17 protein-coding genes are annotated in these 19,074 nt (G+C 71.5%); 12 read left to right on the top strand and 5 right to left on the bottom strand.

What is annotated here, in order from left to right:
* Nucleotides 1–36 precede the first annotated feature (36 nt).
* Both ACFY36_RS27125 and ACFY36_RS27120 read right to left on the bottom strand, forming a co-directional pair.
* Entirely contained in the window at nucleotides 37–1,869 is a 1,833-nt protein-coding gene (locus ACFY36_RS27125; protein ID WP_499748730.1) for a DEAD/DEAH box helicase, read from the bottom strand.
* A 263-nt stretch (nucleotides 1,870–2,132) separates the two neighbouring features.
* Entirely contained in the window at nucleotides 2,133–2,576 is a 444-nt protein-coding gene (locus ACFY36_RS27120; protein WP_499748729.1) for a hypothetical protein, read from the bottom strand.
* 772 nt (nucleotides 2,577–3,348) lie between these two features.
* Between ACFY36_RS27120 and ACFY36_RS27115 the strand changes: the two genes are divergently transcribed.
* Nucleotides 3,349–3,561 carry a hypothetical protein gene (locus ACFY36_RS27115; protein WP_499748728.1) on the top strand — a complete coding sequence of 71 codons (213 nt, stop codon included), beginning with the start codon at nucleotides 3,349–3,351 and terminating at the stop codon, nucleotides 3,559–3,561.
* A gap of 93 nt (nucleotides 3,562–3,654) precedes the next feature.
* Complete coding sequence (locus tag ACFY36_RS27110) at nucleotides 3,655–4,653, top strand: hypothetical protein (protein ID WP_499748727.1); 999 nt, start codon at nucleotides 3,655–3,657, stop codon at nucleotides 4,651–4,653.
* Nucleotides 4,654–4,803: 150 nt separating this feature from the next.
* Here the strand turns inward: ACFY36_RS27110 and ACFY36_RS27105 are convergent, their stop codons facing one another.
* Nucleotides 4,804–6,570, bottom strand: coding sequence for a C40 family peptidase (locus tag ACFY36_RS27105; RefSeq protein ID WP_499748726.1), 1,767 nt, complete (start codon nucleotides 6,568–6,570; stop codon nucleotides 4,804–4,806).
* Between the two features lie 259 nt (nucleotides 6,571–6,829).
* Between ACFY36_RS27105 and mqnE the strand changes: the two genes are divergently transcribed.
* Genes mqnE through ACFY36_RS27075 form a run of 6 tightly spaced genes read left to right on the top strand, consistent with a single transcriptional unit; the run spans nucleotide 6,830 to nucleotide 11,758 of the window.
* Nucleotides 6,830–7,999 carry an aminofutalosine synthase MqnE gene (mqnE, locus tag ACFY36_RS27100; protein WP_499748725.1) on the top strand — a complete coding sequence of 390 codons (1,170 nt, stop codon included), beginning with the start codon at nucleotides 6,830–6,832 and terminating at the stop codon, nucleotides 7,997–7,999.
* Between the two features lie 24 nt (nucleotides 8,000–8,023).
* A complete protein-coding gene (locus ACFY36_RS27095; RefSeq protein ID WP_499748724.1) occupies nucleotides 8,024–8,458 on the top strand; it encodes a hypothetical protein in 435 nt (144 codons plus the stop codon).
* Nucleotides 8,459–8,467: 9 nt separating this feature from the next.
* Nucleotides 8,468–8,941, top strand: coding sequence for a DUF4229 domain-containing protein (locus ACFY36_RS27090; protein WP_499748723.1), 474 nt, complete (start codon nucleotides 8,468–8,470; stop codon nucleotides 8,939–8,941).
* 56 nt (nucleotides 8,942–8,997) lie between these two features.
* The gene (locus ACFY36_RS27085) at nucleotides 8,998–9,927 is read left to right on the top strand and encodes an ABC transporter substrate-binding protein (RefSeq protein WP_499748722.1); all 930 of its coding nucleotides are present in this window, start codon (nucleotides 8,998–9,000) and stop codon (nucleotides 9,925–9,927) included.
* Complete coding sequence (locus tag ACFY36_RS27080) at nucleotides 9,924–10,991, top strand: FecCD family ABC transporter permease (RefSeq protein WP_499748721.1); 1,068 nt, start codon at nucleotides 9,924–9,926, stop codon at nucleotides 10,989–10,991. The genes ACFY36_RS27085 and ACFY36_RS27080 overlap by 4 nt, the downstream gene beginning before the upstream one ends.
* Complete coding sequence (locus ACFY36_RS27075; protein ID WP_499748720.1) at nucleotides 10,988–11,758, top strand: ABC transporter ATP-binding protein; 771 nt, start codon at nucleotides 10,988–10,990, stop codon at nucleotides 11,756–11,758. Before ACFY36_RS27080 ends, ACFY36_RS27075 begins: the two co-directional genes overlap by 4 nt.
* A 4-nt stretch (nucleotides 11,759–11,762) precedes the next feature.
* Here ACFY36_RS27075 and ACFY36_RS27070 read toward each other — a convergent pair whose 3' ends face one another.
* Both ACFY36_RS27070 and ACFY36_RS27065 read right to left on the bottom strand, forming a co-directional pair.
* Nucleotides 11,763–12,512 carry a VOC family protein gene (locus tag ACFY36_RS27070; RefSeq protein WP_499748719.1) on the bottom strand — a complete coding sequence of 250 codons (750 nt, stop codon included), beginning with the start codon at nucleotides 12,510–12,512 and terminating at the stop codon, nucleotides 11,763–11,765.
* A gap of 50 nt (nucleotides 12,513–12,562) precedes the next feature.
* Entirely contained in the window at nucleotides 12,563–14,569 is a 2,007-nt protein-coding gene (locus ACFY36_RS27065; protein WP_499748718.1) for a HelD family protein, read from the bottom strand.
* A gap of 157 nt (nucleotides 14,570–14,726) precedes the next feature.
* Between ACFY36_RS27065 and ACFY36_RS27060 the strand changes: the two genes are divergently transcribed.
* The 4 genes from ACFY36_RS27060 (at nucleotide 14,727) to ACFY36_RS27045 (ending at nucleotide 18,981) form a co-directional block, all read left to right on the top strand.
* Nucleotides 14,727–15,302 carry an ArsR/SmtB family transcription factor gene (locus ACFY36_RS27060; protein WP_499748717.1) on the top strand — a complete coding sequence of 192 codons (576 nt, stop codon included), beginning with the start codon at nucleotides 14,727–14,729 and terminating at the stop codon, nucleotides 15,300–15,302.
* A gap of 33 nt (nucleotides 15,303–15,335) precedes the next feature.
* A complete protein-coding gene (locus ACFY36_RS27055) occupies nucleotides 15,336–16,559 on the top strand; it encodes an MFS transporter (RefSeq protein WP_499748716.1) in 1,224 nt (407 codons plus the stop codon).
* Nucleotides 16,556–17,407: a menaquinone biosynthetic enzyme MqnA/MqnD family protein gene (locus tag ACFY36_RS27050; protein ID WP_499748715.1), complete on the top strand. Its 852-nt coding sequence runs from the start codon at nucleotides 16,556–16,558 to the stop codon at nucleotides 17,405–17,407. Before ACFY36_RS27055 ends, ACFY36_RS27050 begins: the two co-directional genes overlap by 4 nt.
* A gap of 83 nt (nucleotides 17,408–17,490) precedes the next feature.
* Nucleotides 17,491–18,981 (top strand): LPXTG cell wall anchor domain-containing protein, encoded by a 1,491-nt coding sequence (locus ACFY36_RS27045; protein ID WP_499748714.1) that lies wholly within the window; start codon nucleotides 17,491–17,493, stop codon nucleotides 18,979–18,981.
* Nucleotides 18,982–19,074 lie beyond the last annotated feature (93 nt).

Raw genomic sequence — 19,074 nt, 5'->3', positions numbered from 1 at the left:
GATCGCTCGTGCCGGGCTTCCGGAGGGAACTGTGGATCAGTAGGTGCGCGCCGGGCGCGGGCTGCCGTAGCGGCCCGCCGAGCCGCCCTCACGGCGGTCGTTGCGCTGGTTGCTGCCGCGGAAGCCACCGGTGCGCTCGGCGTTGCGGCCGTAGCCGCCACGCTCGCCCGCGGGACGGTCGCCGAAGCCACCGCGGTCGCCGGCCGGACGGTCGCCGTACGAACGCTGCGGACGGTCACCGTACGAAGGGCGGTCGCCGTACGTGGGGCGGTCACCGTAGGAACGGTCACTGCCCGTGCGGTCGTCGTAGGAACGCTGCGGACGGTCACCGTACGAGCGCTGCGGACGGTCACCGCGGGGGCGGTCACCGAAACCGCGGCGGTCACCACGGTCACCGCCGCCGAAGCGGCCACGCGAACCGCCACGCTCGCGGCGGGGCTCCGGCTCGTCGACCACGGGAACGCCACTCGGCTCGCGAGCGCCGGTGACTTCAGCCAGCTTCTCGTCGCCGAGGCGTACACGGACCTCGCCGGGGTTGACTCCGGCCTTCGACATCATCGCCTGGGTGCTGCGGCGCTGCTTGGGCAGCACCAGCGTCACCACGGCGCCCGACTCGCCGGCCCGGGCCGTACGGCCGGCGCGGTGCAGGTAGTCCTTCGGGTCCTTCGGCGGGTCCACGTGCACGACCAGCGAGATGCCGTCGACGTGGATGCCGCGGGCGGCCACGTCCGTCGCCACGAGGACGCTGGTGCGGCCCTCCTTGAACTCGGCGAGCGTGCGGGTGCGTACCCGCTGGGTCTTGCCGCCGTGAAGAGCGCCGGCACGGACACCGACCGCGCGAAGCTGCTCGACCAGACGGTCGACGCCCATCTGCGTGCGGGCGAAGACGATCGTCTTGCCCTCACGGTTGGCGATCGACGCCGCGATCGGGAACTTGTCGTGCGGCGGGATCAGCAGCAGGAAGTGGTCCATCGTGGACACGCTGGCCTCGGCCGGAGCGGTCGAGTGCGTGACCGGGTCGTGCATGAACCGCTTGACCAGCGTGTCGACGTCACCGTCGAGAGTGGCCGAGAAGAGCAGGCGCTGCGCGTTCTCCGGCGTCTTGGCCAGCAGCTCGGTGACCTCGGGCAGGAAGCCCATGTCGGCCATCTGGTCGGCCTCGTCGAGCACCGTGATCTCGATGTCGTCGAGCTTGCAGGCGCCCCGCTCGATCAGGTCGCCGAGGCGGCCCGGGGTGGCGACCATGACCTCGACGCCGCGGCGCAGCGCGTCCATCTGACGGTCGTACGGCACGCCGCCGACCGCGGTCTTGAGGAAGACGCCGACCGAACGGCCGAGCGGCATCAGCGCGTCGGCCACCTGCATGGCCAGCTCGCGGGTGGGCACCAGGATCAGCGCCTTGGGGTGGTGCGGGCGGGCGCGGCCGCCCTGGGCGACCCGGGCCAGCAGCGGCAGGCCGAAGGCCAGCGTCTTGCCGGAGCCGGTCTGGCCACGGCCGAGGACGTCACGGCCGGCGAGCGCGTCGGGCATGGTCGCGGCCTGGATCTCGAACGGCTGCGTGATGCCCTCACGGTTGAGGACGCGGACCAGCTCGGCGGGGAGGCCGAGCTCGGCGAAGGTCTTCACCGGCGCCGGGGTGTCCTCGGCAGCTGCCTCGGTGGTCTCGACGGCTACCTCGGTGGTCTCGACGGCTGCCTCGGTGGTGTCGACGGCCGCCTCGGTGGTCTCGACAGCCGCGGTTTCGGTCGCCTCGGTCTCAACGACGGGGACGTCGGTGACGGGCGTCTCGGTGACCGCGGTCTCATCGGCGGTCTCGGTGGGGTTTTCGAAGACGGACGGGAACGTGCTGGGATCAGCGAAAGTGGTCAAGAGAACCTCTCTACGGGGGCGCATGCTCGCAAGTGGCCCGCCTCGGCTGCCTTGAGCCGACCGCTGAAATGCCCGCAAGAACGCCCGTGGCGTGCTCCGCAAGGGCACGCCGCGTCAATAACTGTCATAAGTGTACGGCTCAACGTTTTCCGCGCCGACCGCATTCCACGCCTGTAGTGGGCAGGCTCACCCCCGGGCGCAACCTCGCCAGCTTAGGGTCAGGCGAGGTCCACCGCCAAAAAAGTCGGATAACGGTCAGTGCGTTACTCGAACATCTTGCCGATCATGTCGCTGAACGAACTGCCCGCGGTGAGCAGGAAGACGACACTGACGGCCACCAACAGGCCTAGCACGATCAGCATGGCCACGGCCACCTTGAGGTTGCCGCGACGACGGTCGACGACCTCGTCGTGCCAGCCCTGAGCCAGGATGTGGCCGGTCAGGGAGCCGGAGTTCTCCACGGCGCTCATCGAGACGGGCATCGTTGTGTCGATCGTCTCGTATCCGCCGGTGCCGTAGAGCGTGCCGTGCAGCCGCTGCTGCGGAACGGCCATGGTCGAGTCGATGTCGTCACCGTGCGCCTCGAAGGCGGTGGTGGCGGGCGATCCGAAGACGGTGCCGGCGGGAACTCCGGTCGGCGGAGAAGAAGTCGGCCCGAACGGCCGGGCGGACGGGACCGGCTCGCCGACCCCGAAGGGGGTGGTCACGCTGCGTGCGCTCGCTTCCGGGGGCATTGAGTACGCCGGAAGACCGGCGCCGTTGGACGGGATCATAGGCGGCGGCGGCACGATCGGCGGCGGCGGCCCCGGCACGGGGCTGGGTCCGGGCCCCGGCGGTACCGGGCTGGGCCCCGGACCCGGAGGCACGGGAACCGGACCCGGACCAGGCGGAACGGGCGACGGACCGGGACCGGGCGGAACCGGCGAGGGGCCGGGACCGGGCGGCACAGGACCGGGTGGCGTCGGGCTCGGGCTCGGCGGCACGGGGCCGGGCGGCACGGGGCTGGGCGGCACGGGGCCGGGCGGCACGGGGCTGGGCGGCACGGGGCCGGGTGGCGTCGGGCCAGGGCTGGGCGGGACGGGGCCGGGTGGCGTCGGGCCCGGGGGCACGGGGCTGGGTGGCGTCGGGGCCGGGCTCGGGGGCGCCGGGGTGGGGCTCGGCGGCGCGGGGCTCGGCGTGGGTGCCGGGAACGGGCCGGGCGTCGGTCCCGGGAAGGGGCCGGGCGCGGGCGGGGCCGGGAACGGGTCGGGCGGTTCGATCGGCTCGGGGCGGCCCGGCTCGGGGCGCGTGGGTTCCGGCTTCTGCGGCGGCGTGGGGACCGGCGGCGCCGGAGTGGGGCCGGGCTCGGGCTTGTCCGGGTCGGGAGTGGGCTCGGGCTCGGGCTCGGCGGGCTCCGGCTCACCCGGGGTGGGGTCACCGGGCTGTGGCGGGTCGGCCGGCTGGGGCTCACTCACCGAGGTCGCGGAAGGGGCCTTGGGGGTGGCGGTGCCGACTACGGGCGCGGCCGGGGCGGTCTCGATCGGCGTCTCGGGTGTGCCGGGGGGAGTGACCAGTTTGGCGCTTTTCGCGCCGTACAGCTTCGACTCGCCGGTCGGCCGCGTCAGCGCGCGGGCCACCTCGCCGGCGTCCGGCGTCACCGCTCCGGGCACGGTGGCCCGGGCCGCGCCCGACCCCAGGGTGGGGGAGAGCTGACGGCTGGACCCGTCGACCCGCTCAGGCACGAGGGCCGAGCTGGCCGGCTCCGACCCGTCTTCAGCCTTTTCGTCCGGATTGGCAGATGGGGGAGTGGACGCCGAAGAGGGTGCCGCGGACACAGGCGCGGACGCCGAGACGGAGGCGGCGGGCGCGGCGGACACGGGCGCGGATGCAGAGACCGAGGCGTTCGCCCCGGAGGCGGGTGCGGCGGATACGGGCCTGGATGCAGGGACCGAGGCGGCGGGCGCGGCGGACACGGGCGCGGATGCCGAGACCGAGGTAGGCGTCGCGGTGGCGGGCGCCGCGGATACGGGTGCGGATGCCGAGACGGAGGCGGCCGGCGCGGTGGCGGGCGCGGCGGATACGGGTGCGGATGCCGAGACGGAGGCAGCTGGCGCGGAGGTGGGCGCTGCGGACACGGGTGCGGATGCCGAAACTGGGGTCGGCGCCGCAGAGGTGGGCGCCGCGGACACAGGCGCGGAGGCGGAAGCCGGGGCCGCTGATGTGGGGTCGGAGGCTGAGGCAGAGCCCGCGGACGCCGAGGTGGGCGCACCCGATGTGGAGGCGGATGCCGAGATGGGGGCCGCCGACACGGATGCGGAAGCCGAGAACGAGGCCGGCGCGGACGGGGCGGCCGAGACCGGGGCCGACGCGGAGACCTTGGACGGGGCGGGGATCGACCCTGAGACCGAGGCGCGGCCGCTCGCGGCACCGCTCACCGGGGCGCTGGCGGGTGCGTTGCCGTTGGCCGGGGCGCTGGCGGGTGCGTTGCCGTTGGCTGGGGCGCTGGCGGGAGTGCTGCCGCTCACCGGGGCGCTGGCGGGAACGCTGCTGCTCACCGGGGCGCTGGCGGGAGCACTGCTGCTCACCGGGGCGCTGCTGGGGGTGGCGTCGCTCTTGGGGGTGCTGCTGGGAGCGGCCCAAAGCGCGCCCCCGGCCGGCGGCGGCGGGGGTGAGAACCAGTCGTCGCTGCTCGACGGCGTCGGGTCAGCGGGCGGCTTTGTGCCGTTGCTGTCCGGTGTCGCCTGCCGCTCGTCCATGGAACCTCCCGACGCCGCGTGCCGACGGTTGGGGAACGTCGGGCGCTGACCATAACCGTGCCATATCCGCGCGCGTCATCGCACCTGGCATCAACCGGACCATGCCCTGGGACCGGGGCTGACCACCGGAAAGGCGGTTTTCGCCGCCCCTGGGGGCAACTCTTGATCAGACCCCGATACCGAAGAGGACGACAGGCGTTTACGAACCCGAAGCGGATGGCTCGGCCGCCTTCGCCGAGCTGCTGGACGCCGACCCGGACGAGCTCGACGACGACGTGGCCGAGGAAGACGACGTTGCCGCCGCCGACGAGGTGGCCGACGAAGACGACGACGAGCCGCCCTCGGATGGGGTCGTCTCGGTGTCGCCGCTCGAGCTGGAACCGCCGCCCGAAGGCTGCTCGTTTGTCGGCTCGGTCGAGGGCTCCTCCGTGTCCGCCGGCGGGTTGGTGGTGGTCGGCGGATTCGTCGTCGGCTCGGTCGAGGGCTCCTCGGTGTCCGGCGGCGGGTTGGTGGTCGTCGGCGGCGGCTCGCTCGGCGTCGTGATCGGCGGCTTGGTCGGCGTCGACGGTGTCCCGGGCTTGGTGGGCGCCGTCGGGGTCGTCGGCTTGGTCGGTGTGCCCGTTCCGGGGTTGGTCGGCGAGCCCGGGGTGCCCGGCGTGCCGGTGCCCGGGTTGGTCGGTGTGCCCGTACCGGGGTTCGACGGGGTGCCCGGCGTGCCGGGAGTACCCGGCGTGCCCGGAGTCGTCGGCGTGGTGCCGCCGTCGGTCGGGTCGGGGTCGGGCGCACCAAGGTTGGGGCCCTGCACGATGCCCTCGACCGAGCCGAAGACCCGCGTCGCCTGGAACAGCCTCGTCCAGCGCACGGGCGTGAGACGCACGTTCAGGCCGGTGCGCGGGGCCTCGACCATCATGCCGTTGCCCGCGTACATCGCCACGTGGTGGATGCCGCGCCAGCTGCTCGACGAGCTGAAGAACAGCAGGTCGCCGGGGAGCAGCGAGTAGCGGTCGACCACCTTGTTGCGGGTCTGCCAGTACTGGTCGCGGGAGACGCGGGTCAGCTGGAAGCCGACCGAGCGGTACGCCGCGTACATCAGGCCGGAGCAGTCGTACTGATCCGGGCCCTCCTCGGACCAGACGTAAGGGTCGCCGCGCTGGGCGAGCGCGAAGTTGAGCGCCTGGATGGCCCGGGCGTCGGCGCCGCGACCCGCTTCCTCGCCGGCGAGGATGGACGCGCCGAGCTGGCTGTCCTGGACGGTCTCGGCGGCCTCGAAGGCGTTCAGCTCGTCCTGGTGGGTGAGCTCGAGGGCCTGCTGCGCCGTCTGCTTGGCGGTGAGCTGCTTGTTGAGGGCGTCGTATTTCGCGGCCAGCTCGGCGTAGCGCTCGGCGCTCAGCGTCTGCTCGTCGAGCGCGATCTGCGCGTTGATCTGCGCCTGCTCGATCTGCCGGGTGATGGCCTGCTGGGTGTCGACCTGGCCGCGCTGGAGCCGGGCGAGATCGCCGAGGCCGCTGAGGCCGGAGTCGAGCATGCCGGGCGGCATGGCGGCGGCCTGACGCACGGCCTCGGCGGCGGCGTCGGAGGCGGCGGTCTGTGCCTGGCGGAGCGATTCCTCGGCCTGGGTGTATCTGACCTGGGCGGCGGCCTGCTGGTCACGCGCCCCGTCGCGGTCCTGCCCGATCTGGATGAGCTGGTCGCCGAGGCTGGAGATCTCGGTGCGGCCCTTTTCGATGGCCTGCAGCGCGGGGCTGGTCGGCGTGGGCGTCGCGATCGGGAGCGCGCCGGCCTTCTGCCCGGGCAGCGACAGGGTGCCCAGCGCCAACGGGCGGGAGCCGATGTCGGGCACCGCGAGGCCGACCTGTGGGGCCGCGAGGTTGCCGGGCGGGGCCGCGGCCGGGTCGGCGAAGGCGGCGGTCGGCGTGAGCAGCGGCGTCAGGAAGGTCGCGACGACGGCGGCCACGGCGGAATACACGACGGGGCGCCACCACGGGCGCGATCGCCGAGAACCGAGTCGTGCAGTCGCCATGTGCTCCCCGTCCACCGCGACGCCGGAGGCGCCGCTCGTCGTTCCCCCCTAATTGAATACCTCACGTCTCACATTCCTGTCGATTGATCCGAGATGAAAGAAGACTGGGAATCTAGGTAACGGCGACATGATCAACACCCCGCCCGGCGGTTCCTGTCGGGGGTGAGCCGTACTCTCGACGCCGAGGCAAGTGAGAGGGGCGCACATGGATGCCGGCTTGAAGCGTGAGCTCGAGGCCAAGGTCTACGCAGGTGAGAGGCTCACCCGGTCCGACGGCGTGGCCCTTTACGAGAGCGACGACCTGGCCTGGCTCGGCCGCCTCGCCCACCACAAGCGCACCGAGCTCAACGGCGACCGTGTGATGTTCAACGTCAACCGCCATCTGAACCTGACCAACGTCTGCTCGGCCAGCTGCGCGTACTGCTCCTTCCAGCGCAAGCCGGGCGAGAAGGACGCGTACACGATGCGCATCGACGAGGCCGTGGCCAAGGCCAAGGAGATGGAGGACGAGCAGCTGACCGAGCTGCACATCGTCAACGGCCTGCACCCCAGCCTCCCCTGGCGTTACTACCCCAAGGTGCTGCGCGAGCTGAAGGCCGCGCTGCCCAATGTGAAGCTCAAGTGCTTCACCGCGACCGAGGTGCAGTGGTTCGAGAAGATCAGCGGCCTGCCCGCGAGCGAGATCCTCGACGAGCTGATGGACGCCGGGCTCGAGTCGCTGACCGGTGGCGGCGCCGAGATCTTCGACTGGGAGGTCCGGCAGCACATCGTCGACCACGACACCCACTGGGAGGACTGGTCACGCATCCACCGGCTCGCCCATTCCAAGGGCATGAAAACCCCGGCCACCATGCTGTACGGCCACATCGAGGAACCGCGTCATCGCGTCGACCACGTCATGCGCCTGCGTGAGCTTCAGGACGAGACCGGTGGCTTCGCCGTCTTCATCCCGCTGCGCTACCAGCACGACTTCGTCGACTCCCAGGACGGCAAGGTCCGCAACCGCATCCAAGAGCGGACCACGATGGCCGCGCCGGCCGAGTCGCTCAAGACGTTCGCGGTTTCCCGGCTGATGTTCGACAACGTGCCGCATGTGAAGTGCTTCTGGGTCATGCACGGCCTGTCGGTGGCCCAGCTCTCGCTCAACTTCGGAGCGGACGATCTGGACGGTTCGGTGGTCGAATACAAGATCACCCACGATGCCGACTCGTACGGGACGCCGCACACCATGCACCGCGACGACCTGCTCAACCTGATCTGGGACGCCGGATTCCAGCCGGTCGAGCGCAACACGCGTTATGAGGTCGTCCACGAGTACGACAAGGCGCCCTCGCTCGCGAGCCGCCGCGCGGAGCCGCAGAAGGTCTGGGCGTAGCAGGCGCGTACCCTGCTTGTTGTCATGTCGGATACCCAGAGTGCGCGCCGCCCGCGCCGCGACGCCAGCGGACGCCTGGCCACGATCGGTGACCTCGTCGGCACCGCGATGGCCGGGCTGGTGACCGGCGCCGTCGTCCTGCTGCTGCTCGAGGCCGTGCTGTCGCTGACGCACGTCTCCGAGTTCGGCAACACCAGCGGCTGGCTCGCGGTGATCCTTCCGGTGTGGTTGTTCGTCGAGGAGTTCCGGGCCGAGGGCTTCGGCGCGCCCCGGGTCGTGGTCGCGCTGCTGGCCATCGGCTTCGGCGTCGCCGCCGGGATGACCCTGGCCGGCTTCGCGTCGTCCCAGTTCGCCTTCCCGACGCTGGTGAGCGGGCTGCTCGGTGCGCTGGGCGCCACGGTTGTCTACTGCCTGATCTGGTTCTACGGCCTGCGGTGGCTCGACCACCGCATGGGCTAGGGAGAAAAGATGAACCCCGCCGTCAAGTACTCGCTGGGCCGCCTCGGACTGTTCGTGGTCGTCTTCGCGGCGCTTCTGCCGGTCCCGCTCAACTTCCTGGTCCGGGCCATGGTCGCGCTGGTCGTCTCGGCCGTCGCGTCGTACTTCCTGCTCGCCTCCTGGCGCAACCAGATGAACGAGCAGCTGGTCGGCGTGGCCTCCCGGCGCACGGCCGAGAAGCAGCGGCTGCGGGCCGCCCTGGCCGGCGATGAGGACGCGTCCGCGGCCGGCGACCGCGCCGCGCCGAAGACCGAGTCCACGACGACGACCGCCGCCCCGACGACGACCGGCGCCCCGGCGACGACCGCCACGACGGCCGCCGCCCCGGCGACGACCGCCACGACGACCGGCGCCCCGGCGACCGACACCACGACGGCCGGCGCCAAGGTGGACGACGAGGCCGAGAAGGCCGACCGCAAGGCCGCGGCCGACGCCGACAAGTAGGAGCCGGCCGGTAGGGCGGGGGAGGCTCAACAACCCGGCCCGACTGGAGGACCTCAATGAAACGTATGCTCACCGCCGCCCTGGCGGCTGCCGCCCTGCTGCTCGCCGGTGGGTGCGGCGACGACGGCGACACGTCGTCGACGACCACCACGCCGCCCAGCGCCGCGGCCTCCTATCCGGTGACCGTCGGCGACCTGACGCTGGACGCGCGCCCCGAGAAGATCGTCTCGCTGACGCCGTCGGCCACCGAGATGCTCTTCGCCATCGGCGCCGGGCCGCAGGTCACCGCGGTCGACGACCAGTCGACGTACCCCGCAAACGCTCCTAAGACCGATCTTTCCGGTTTCAAGCCGAACGCCGAGGCCATCGCCGCGAAGGACCCCGACCTGGTCGTCCTCTCCGATGACATCGACAAGATCGTGTCGCAGCTGGAGAAGCTGAAGATCCCGGTCTTCCGTACGCCGGCCGCGAAGACCCTCGACCAGACCTATGAGCAGATCGAGCAGCTGGGCACGCTGACCGGCCACAGCTCCGAGGCCGGCGCGGTGACGACGCAAATGTCGAACGACATCGAGAAGATCGTCGCCGGCGTCCCGAAGAGGACGACCCCGCTGAGCTACTACTACGAGCTCGACCCGACTTTCTTCTCCGTCACGTCCAAGACCTTCATCGGTGAGGTCTTCTCGCTGTTCGGTATGACCAACATCGCCGACCCGGCCGACGCCGACGGTTCCAAGGGCGGATATCCGCAGCTCTCGCAGGAGGCGATCGTCAAGTCCAACCCGGACACGATCTTCCTGGCCGACAGCAAGTGCTGCCAGCAGTCGGCGGCGACGGTCACGAAGCGTACGGGCTGGAGCACGATCACCGCGGTCAAGACCGGCCAGATCTACGCGCTCGACGACGACATCGCCTCACGCTGGGGCCCCCGCACCGTCGATCTCGTGCGCTCCGTCGCTGACGCGGTGGCCAAGGTCCCCGCGTGACAGTTCGGGTCCGGCCGGCCGGTCTGCGGCCGGCCTGGCTCATCGGTGGCATCGTCGCCGTGCTGGTCGCGCTGATCGCGGGCCTGGCCTTCGGGTCGGTCCCGCTCCCGCCGGCCGGCGTGGCCCTGGAACTTCTCAACCTCATTCCCGGTGTACGTCTTCACAGCGGCCTCTCCGAGCGCGAAGTCGCCATCCTGACCGAGCTCCGGTTGCCCCGGGTCGTGCTCGGCCTGCTCGTCGGCGCGATGCTGGCGCTGGCCGGCGCCGCCTATCAGGGCGTGTTCCGTAATCCGCTGGCCGATCCGCACCTGCTCGGCGTGGCGGCCGGCGCCGGCCTCGGCGTGACCGCCGTGATCTCGCTGCGGGCCGGGACGACGGGCGGCGACGCCACCGCCAACCTGCCGTTCGGGGTGCCGGTGGCCGCCTTCGCCGGCGCCCTGCTGGCCGTGTCCCTGACCTGGCTGCTGGGCGCGGCCGGCGGGCGCGACCGCACCCCGTCCACGTTGATCCTCTCCGGCGTGGCGGTCTCGTCGTTCCTCGCGGCCGGGCAGACCTATCTCATGCAGCAGCACGTCGAGACGCTGCGCGAGGTCTACTCGTGGCTGCTCGGCCGGCTCGCCACCGCCGGCTGGCACGACGTGCTGGTGATGCTTCCGTACGCGGTGGTGACCGGCGTGATCGTCCTGTCGCAGCGGCGTGAGCTCGACGTGCTGACCGTCGGTGACGAGGAGGCGAGCGCGCTCGGCCTGCATCCGCAGCGTTCCCGCTATCTGCTGATCATCGCCGCCTCGCTCGGCACCGCGGCGGCGGTCTCCGTCTCCGGCTTGATCGGTTTCGTCGGCATCATCGTCCCGCACACGATGCGGCTGCTCGCCGGGCCGAGCTACCGGTCGATCCTGCCGCTGTCGGTGCTGTTCGGCGGGGCCTTCCTGGCTCTGGCCGACCTGCTGGCCCGTACGGCCGGTGGTCAGGCGGAGATTCCGATCGGGGTGGTCACGGCGTTTTTCGGCGCGCCCTTCTTCATCGTCGTGCTGCGCACCAGCCGGCAGGCGGCCGCCGCGTGACCGCGATCCGCGTCGAGAACCTGCGGGTGAGCCTCGACGGGACGCCGATCGTGCTCGGGGTCGACCTCGACGTCGAGCGCGGCGAGTGGGTCACGGTGATCGGGCCGAACGGCGCCGGGAAGTCGACAGCGCTGCGCGCGATCGGCGGTCTGGTGCCGTTCACCGGCACGGTCGAGCTCGACGGCAGCCCGCTCGACCGGCTGCACAGGCGCGAGCGGGCGAAGACGATCGCCACGGTCGCGCAGTCGCCGGTCGTGCCGCCCGGCATGCTCGTCGTCGACTATGTGCTGCTCGGGCGTACTCCCTATGTCCCGCCTCTGGGTCGTGAGTCGGCTAACGACCTGACCGTGGTGGAGCAGGTGCTGGAGGAGCTCGACCTCACCCGGTTCGCGGGCCGGCGGCTCGACACCCTGTCCGGCGGCGAGCGGCAGCGGGCCTTCCTGGCCCGGGCGCTCGCCCAGGGGGCCGGGATCCTGCTGCTGGACGAGCCGACCAGCGCGCTCGACATCGGCCATCAGCAGGAGGTGCTCGAACTGGTCGACCGGCTGCGGGCCGAGCGTGCTCTCACCGTGCTGGCCACGATGCACGACCTCACCACCGCCGGCGAGTACGCCGACCGGATGGTGCTGCTGGCCGCGGGCCGGGTGGTGGCGGCCGGAACGGCTCGCGACGTGCTGACCGAGGAGAACCTGGCCGAGCACTACCGGGTCCGGGTCCGCGTCATCGAGGGCGAGCACGGCCCGCTGGTCGTCCCGGTGCGCCGGTAGCCGGCTAACGATTGCCGGCCAGGACCGCGAACATTCCGCCCTGCGGGTCGCTGAGCACGGCGTACCGGCCGATCGAAAGGCTTCTCGGTCGGTGCAGGACCCGGCCGCCGAGCGCCAGCGTGTGCTCGGCGGCGGTGTCGCAGTCGTGGACCGCGAAGTAGACCATCCAGTGCGGGCCCATGTCGTCGGGCCAGAGCTCGGGAACCATGGGCTGGATGCCGCAGACCGGCGTCTCGCGGACCTTGGCCACGACGTACGGCACCCCGTCCATCCGGCTGTTGCGGAACTGCCAGCCGAACACGGCCTGATAGAACGCCATCGAGCCGTCGAGGTCGCGGGTGTTCAGCTCGTTCCAGGTGAGCGCGCCGGGCACGTCGAACAGCTCGGCGCCGCGCATCGCCCACGGCTGCCAGACGCTGAACGGCGCCCCGCCCGGATCGAGAAAGGCGGCCATCCGGCCCTGGTCGGCCACGTCGAACGGCGGCACCAGCACCTTGCCCCCACCGGCGGCCACCCGGGCCGCCACCGCGTCGGCGTCGTCGGTGCCGATGTACGTGCTCCAGGCCGTCGGCTGTCCCACGCCGTAGAGCGGGCCGGCGCCGGCCACCGGCCGCCCGTTACGGCAGAAGGTGATGTATTCGCCCGAGACCTCCGACGTCCACCCGAACAGCTCGGTGTAGAACCTCTCCGCGTCGGCGAGATCGGCGGTTCCGAGATCGACCCAGCTGGGCGTCCCGGGCGTCGATGAGGTCATCGCCGCATCATCACACCGGGTATCTAAACAGCGCCTTAAGTGTCAATGTTCTAGCTGAATCCGAGTGGATGGGGCAGCGGTTTCGCGTGCACAACGGACAACCGGGACACCGCCCGGGTCAGCACCACGTAGAGCCGGTTCAGGCCCTTCGGCTCGGCGGCGACGATGTCGGCCGGCTCGTGAACGACCACATGGTCGTACTCCAGGCCCTTGACGACCGTGGCCGGCACCACCGTGACCCGCGCCTCGGAGTCGACGTCGTCGGGCGTCGCGTGCTCGATCCCCGCGGCCGTGAGATGACCTCGCAGCCGTTCCACCGCGGTGTCGGCCGCGATCACCGCGACCGAGCCTTCGTGGGTGAGCGCGGCCGTGATCTCGGCCAGCGTCTCGGTGTCCAGATCGGATGGCGGGGTGACCGGCACGATCACCAGGTCGCCGTCGCGGCGCAGGGAGACCGCCTCGGGCACGTTCACACCCAGGGCTGGAAGCAGGCGATTGGCCAGTTCCACCACCGCGGCCGGCACCCGGAAGCCGACGGTCAGCGGGACGACTTCGGTCTGCGGCTTGCCGAGGTGGTGGAGGATCTCCCGCCACTCGGGCGCGGCCCACGGCGCCGTGCCCTGGGCCAGGTCGCCCAGCACCGTGATCGAGCCGTGCTCGCTGCGCCGGGCGATCGCCCGCGCCTGCATGGGTGAGAGGTCCTGCGCCTCGTCGATGACCACGTGGCCGAAGCTGGCCGCACGTTCCAGCAGCCCGGCCGCCTCGTCGATCAGCACGAGGTCGGCCGTGGTGAACTTCGCGGCCTTCACCGTGCGGGGCGGTTTCGGCCACCGGATCGCCTCCTGCTCCTCGGCGGTGAGCAGGTCGCCGGCCACGAACGGGTCGGTGAGCACCTCGGCCACCAGCGACTCCGGGGTCACCGCGGGCCAGGCCTTCTCGAGGAACTCGGTGACCGGGGCGACCTTGCTCATCCGGCGCAGCCAGCCCTCGGTGGGTGAGTTGCCGGTGCGATATTCGGACTGCCTCTGGAGCAGGCCGACGACCCGGGCCTGGACCCTTTCCCGGCCCACCGAGTACGGAAGCCCTTCGCGCCGGGCCTCGTCGACGATCCGGCGCAGCGGCTCGGCGTCGATCCGCCAGCGGTACGACCCGTCCGACACCATGATCGGATCGGTGGGCTTGGTCAGCCGGCTCCACAGCGTCTTCCGGAGCACCTCGGCCATCCGGACGTCGTTCTTGACCAGCGCCGCCGCCGGGCCGTCGACCGCGCGCACCGGCACCCGGCCGACCAGCTCGTCCACCGTGGACTGGCCGACCTCCACCTCGCCCAGGGCGGGCAGGACGGCTGAGATGTACGACAGGAAGGCCGTGTTCGGCCCGACGATCAGCACTCCCGAGCGCCGCAGCCGCTCGCGATGCAGATAGAGCAGGAAGGCGGCCCGGTGCAGGCCGACCGCCGTCTTCCCGGTGCCGGGCGCGCCCTGCACGCAGATCGAGTCGGCCAGCTCGGCCCGGACCAGCTCGTCCTGCTCGGGCTGGATGGTGGCGACGATGTCGCGCATCGGCCCGACGCGCGGACGCTCGATCTCGGCGGTCAGGATGCGGCTTTTCGTTCCCAGCTCCTCGCCCCGGTCGAGGTGCTCGTCCTCGAAGCTGGTGAGCTCGCCCTTCACGAAGCCGAACCGGCGGCGGACGCTGACGCCCTGCGGGTCGCGGACGCTGGCCCGGTAGAACGAGCGGGACAGCGGGGCGCGCCAGTCGAGCACCATCGGCTCGCCGGCGTCGTCGGTGACGTGCCGCCGGCCCACGTGGTACGCCGACTCCTCGATGTCGAGCCGGCCGAAGAACAGCGGCGTCGTGGGGTCGTCGGCGAGCTCCTTGACCCGCCGGGCCATGTGCCGGCCGAGCTGCTCGGCGGTGTAGGCGTCGCCGGCCACCTTGTCGCCGGTCGAGAAGAGCGCCTCGGCGCGCCCTCGCATCCGGCCGAGCGCGGCGCGCGACTCGCTCAGGTGGTGTCTCTCGGCTGCTAGTTCGGTGTCCAGGTCGAATGCGGGCACGCTTCATCCTCAGGCAGGTTGGTTCCTGGCTGCTCGCGTATCCGGCGGTCCGCCGGCGCGGGGGAGACGTCCGCTGCGGTGCATGCTCACCACGGCCGTCGAGCGGCCCTCCACGCTACGCGCAACCGTTCGGCCACTCCACCGAATAATGGTGGCCATGACGGACGGGCAGAGCAGGCGGATCTCCGAACCCCAGGTCATGAGGGCGCTGGCCCATCCGGCCCGCATCGAGATCATGGAACATCTGAACAACACCGGCGCCGCGATCACCGCGACCGAATGCGCCGAGCTGGTCGGCCTCTCGCCCAGCGCCACCAGCTATCACCTGCGTGAGCTGGCCAAATACAAGCTGATCGAGCAGGCGCCGAGCCGCGGCGACGGCCGCGAGCGGGTGTGGCGCAGCACCAGCACCGGGCTGCGCATCGAGACCGAGGGGGCCGACCCGGCCGCGATCTCGGCCGCCCTGGCGCTGGTCGACGCCTTTCTCGAGCGCGACGTGCGGCGGGCCCGCGAGTGGGTGGAGCGGCAGCCGGACGAGCCGGAGCCCTGGCGCGACGCGGGCGGGATGACCAGCCTGGAGATGATGGTCACGGCCGATGAGCTGAAGGAGCTCACGGCCCGGATCAACGCCCTCGTGGAGCCCTATCGGGTCCGTGATCGCCAGGACCCGCCCGCCGAGGCCCGGCGCGTGCACTTCAACTACTTCGCTTTTCCCACGGAGGCCGAGGGGTAGCGATCAAGAAGTGTGAAGGACTATTTTCGAAGTATGTCTTTCACATCTCAAACCTCGCGGTGGTCCGACGTCTATCTGGTCGTCGGCTCGCGGGCTTTGTCGGTCTGTGGAGACTTCCTCGCCGCCACCACCCTCGCCCTCGTGTTGCAGGAGGCGGGCCACGGCGGCGTGGCGGTCTCCGCGCTGATGCTGGCCGCCGGCGTGCCCCCGGTGCTGCTCGCCCCGCTCAGCGGCCGCCTGGCCGACGCCGCCGACAGCCGGGTGATCCTGGCCGTCACCGCGGCCGCCCAGGCCGTCGTGTGCGCGGTCCTGGCCTTCGTGACCCATCCGGTGCTGATCGTCGCGCTCGTGGCGCTGCTCGCCTGTGGCCTCGCCTTCACCGCGCCGGTGCTGTCGGCCCTGCTGCCCGAGATGGTCCGGCGCGAAGACCTGGCCAAGGCGAGCGGCATCAGCCAGACCGCGGGCCAGATCGGCGTGCTGATCGGGCCGGCCCTGGCCGGCGTCCTGGTCGGGTCGACCGGCTCCCGCGTGCCCCTGTTGATCGACGCGGCCACCTATCTCGCGCTTGTCGTGGCCGCCCTCGCCATCCGCACCCGGCGGCGGGGCGGGGGAGTGCGGTCCGCGGCGCCGTTGACGCCGTGGCGCCTGCGCGACGACCGGATCCTGGCCATGGTGGTGGGCCTGCTCGCGGCGGTCGTGCTCGGGGTCAGCGCGATCAATGTCTTCGACGTCTTCTTCGTCCGCGAGACGCTCGGGGCCTCCGCCACCGTCTACGGCTTCGTCGCCGCCTCCTGGACGGTCGGCATGCTCGGCGGCTCGGTGCTGTTCAGCCGCTTCCCGCCCGGCCGGATCACGCCGGTGGCCATGCTGACCGTGGCCGCCGCGACCTGCGTGCCCTTCATCGGAGCGGCCTTCGTGGGCGGGGCGCTCTGGCTCATCCCGTTCTGGATCGTCGGCGGTGTCTTCAACGGGGCGGTGAACGTCTTCACGATGGTGTTCGTCGCGAGCCGCGCGCCGTCGGCCGCCCGGGGCCGGGCCTTTGCCGCGATGAACGCCCCGATTCAGGGCGCCGGCATGATCGGCCTGCTCGTGGCCGGTCCGCTGGTCGGCCTGGTCGATCTGCGGGTGCTGGTCGCCTCGGCCGGTGTGGCCGGGCTGCTCGCCGCGCTGGCGGCCCTGGCGGTCGTGCGACATGAACCACCATCACGACCGGCCGCGGGCGGTTCCCACTTGGTGAGAGATAGCGTCGGGGCATGAGCGACAGCGCCGGTCGGCCCCGGGTCGGGCACATCCAGTTCCTCAACTGCCTGCCCATCTACTGGGGCCTGATGCGGTCGGGCGCCCTGCTCGACGTCGATCTGCGCAAGGACACGCCGGAGCGGCTCAGCGCCAGCCTGGTCGCCGGTGATCTCGACATTGGCCCGATCACCCTGGTCGAATATCTGCGTCACGCCGACGAGCTGGTGCTGCTGCCCAACCTCGCGGTTGGCAGCGACGGGCCGGTGCTCTCGGTCAACCTGATCTCCACCCGGCCGCTGGCCGAGCTCGACGGGCGGCCGGTGGCGCTCGGTTCGACGTCACGCACGGGTGTGCTGCTGGCGCAGATGTTGCTGGCCGAGCAATACGGCGCCGAGCCCGAATATTTCCGCTGCCCGCCCGAGCTCACCCAGATGCTCATCGAGGCCGACGCCGGCGTGCTGATCGGTGACCCGGCGCTGCGGGCGATGTACGAGGGGCCGCGGCTCGGCCTCGAGGTGACCGACCTCGGCGAGGCCTGGAAGAAGTGGACCGGCCTGCCCATGGTGTTCGCGGTCTGGGCGGTCCGCAAAGACTTCGCCGCGGCCAACCCGGGCGTGGTCAAGGATGTGCACGAGGCGTTCCAGCGCTCCCGCGACCTGTGCCTCGGCGAGCTCGACGAGGTGGCCGCCGCGGCCGCCCGGTGGGAGCCGTTCGACGCGGAGACCCTGGCGACGTATTTCCGGGTGCTCGACTTCTCGCTCGGGGAGCGCCAGATCGCCGGAATGCGCGAGTTCGCCCGTCGTGCGGCCGCTCGGGGTGAAGTGCCACCGCTTCCGGCCGAAGGCCCGGTATTCGCCGAAGTTTGATCTTCGAAAGCGGAGGCTCTACGCTCCCGGGACTCTCAGTTGGCTCATAGGAAGCACAGCTGACTCCCAGGAACCGGTGATCAATGCGCCTCCGCTCTCTGGCCGTCCCGGCCGCTCTCGCCGCCGCCGCCCTCGGCGGGCTCGCCGCGCCGGCCCAGGCCGCGCCGTCCGACGACGTGCCGTTCGTGGACTTCTACCTGCCCGAGCAGGTGTCGGTGATCCAGGGAAAGACGAAGACGATCAAGGCGGAGCTCTTCAACGCGGGCACGGCCGACGCCAAGGGCGTCGTCATGTCGTTCAGCGGCGTCGACCCGAGCCTCGGCCTGACGCTTCCGGCCGACTGCGACGCCACCAGCTGCAAGATCGACCTGAAGGCCGGCAAGCGGGCCAACCTCGCCATCACGCTCAAGCCGACCGGTGACAAGCTCGTCTCGCGCTTCACCGCCACCGTCGACGGTTTCAGCAGCGACGTCACCGTGGTGCGCTCGACCGGCGGCGTCGACCTCGAGGTCGACCCGATCGACGACCTGAAGCTCAACCGCGGCCAGTCCACCGACGTGCCGATCGTCGTGCGCAACACCGGCAGCGAGACCGTCGACTCGATCGGCGTGGCCGTGGTCGCCGAGGACGGCCTGGAAACGCTCACCAAGTACCGCAACTGCCTCACCGAGGTCGAGGGCGAGAAGATCCCCGGCGTCCTCTGCTTCTTCCAGCAGGAGTTCGCCCCGGACACGACCTTCACCGTGCCCGCGGCCACCCCGGTGAAGATCAAGCTGCGGGCGGACGCCGGCGGCCCGTACACCTACGGCGCGGCCGTCTCGGCCGTCGGCGTCAAGGAGTCGGTCGCCGACGCGCTCGCCGCCAGGACCGGGCCGGTGCTCAAGCTCGAGGCGCAGCGCAAGGCGGCCGTCGAGATCCCCGACGACAGCCAGGTGCCCGACGACCTCAACGAGGACGACAACGTCGCCTACTTCGGCGTCGAGGTCGGCAAGTCGGCCGCCGACAGCGCGGCGATCGGCGGCGCCTTCTCCGGTGCGATCGGCGACGAGGCCACCGTCAAGGTGGGCCTTCGCAACCTCGGCCCGACCAGCGTCGTGCCCTCGACGCTCGACTGGTACCAGACCGTGCAGGTCACCGTGCCGACCGGCCTGAAGCTGACCGAGGTCGACGAGGCCTGCTTCCCCGGTCGCGGGGTGCCGGCCGACTTCGAGGGCATCGACAAGGACAGCAACATCAACGGCCGGGTCTACACCTGCCTGCCCGGTGACGGCCTCGGCAAGGGCGGGGAATCCCTGTTCACCTTCACCGGCACCATCACCGAGGAGAAGGTCACGGCCGGCTCGGTCACGGTCGACGGCGGCCCGCAGGACGGCAACGCCAAGAACAACAAGGCGGCCCTCACGCTGAAGCTCACCGGCGGCGGCCAGGGCGGCGGCGACGACGAGGACGAGCCGGGCCTTCCGGTCACCGGCGCCCCGGCGGGCTGGGTCGCGCTGGGCGGCGCCCTCCTGCTGATCGCGGGCGGCGTGGCGGCATACGTCTTCCGGCGCCGGCGCGTCATCACCACGATCTGAGAACTCCGTACGCGATCGAAGACCGTCCTGGTCACATGCCGGGGCGGTCTTCGTGTTCGTTGGCTAAGGTCCCCGATCAAGGTCGTTTTCGAG

Source organism: Actinoplanes sp. NPDC000266 (assembly GCF_042899005.1).
In the GTDB taxonomy this organism is placed as follows: domain Bacteria; phylum Actinomycetota; class Actinomycetes; order Mycobacteriales; family Micromonosporaceae; genus Actinoplanes.
Note: the sequence above shows the minus strand (reverse complement) of the source record. Positions and strands in the feature narration are given on the sequence as shown.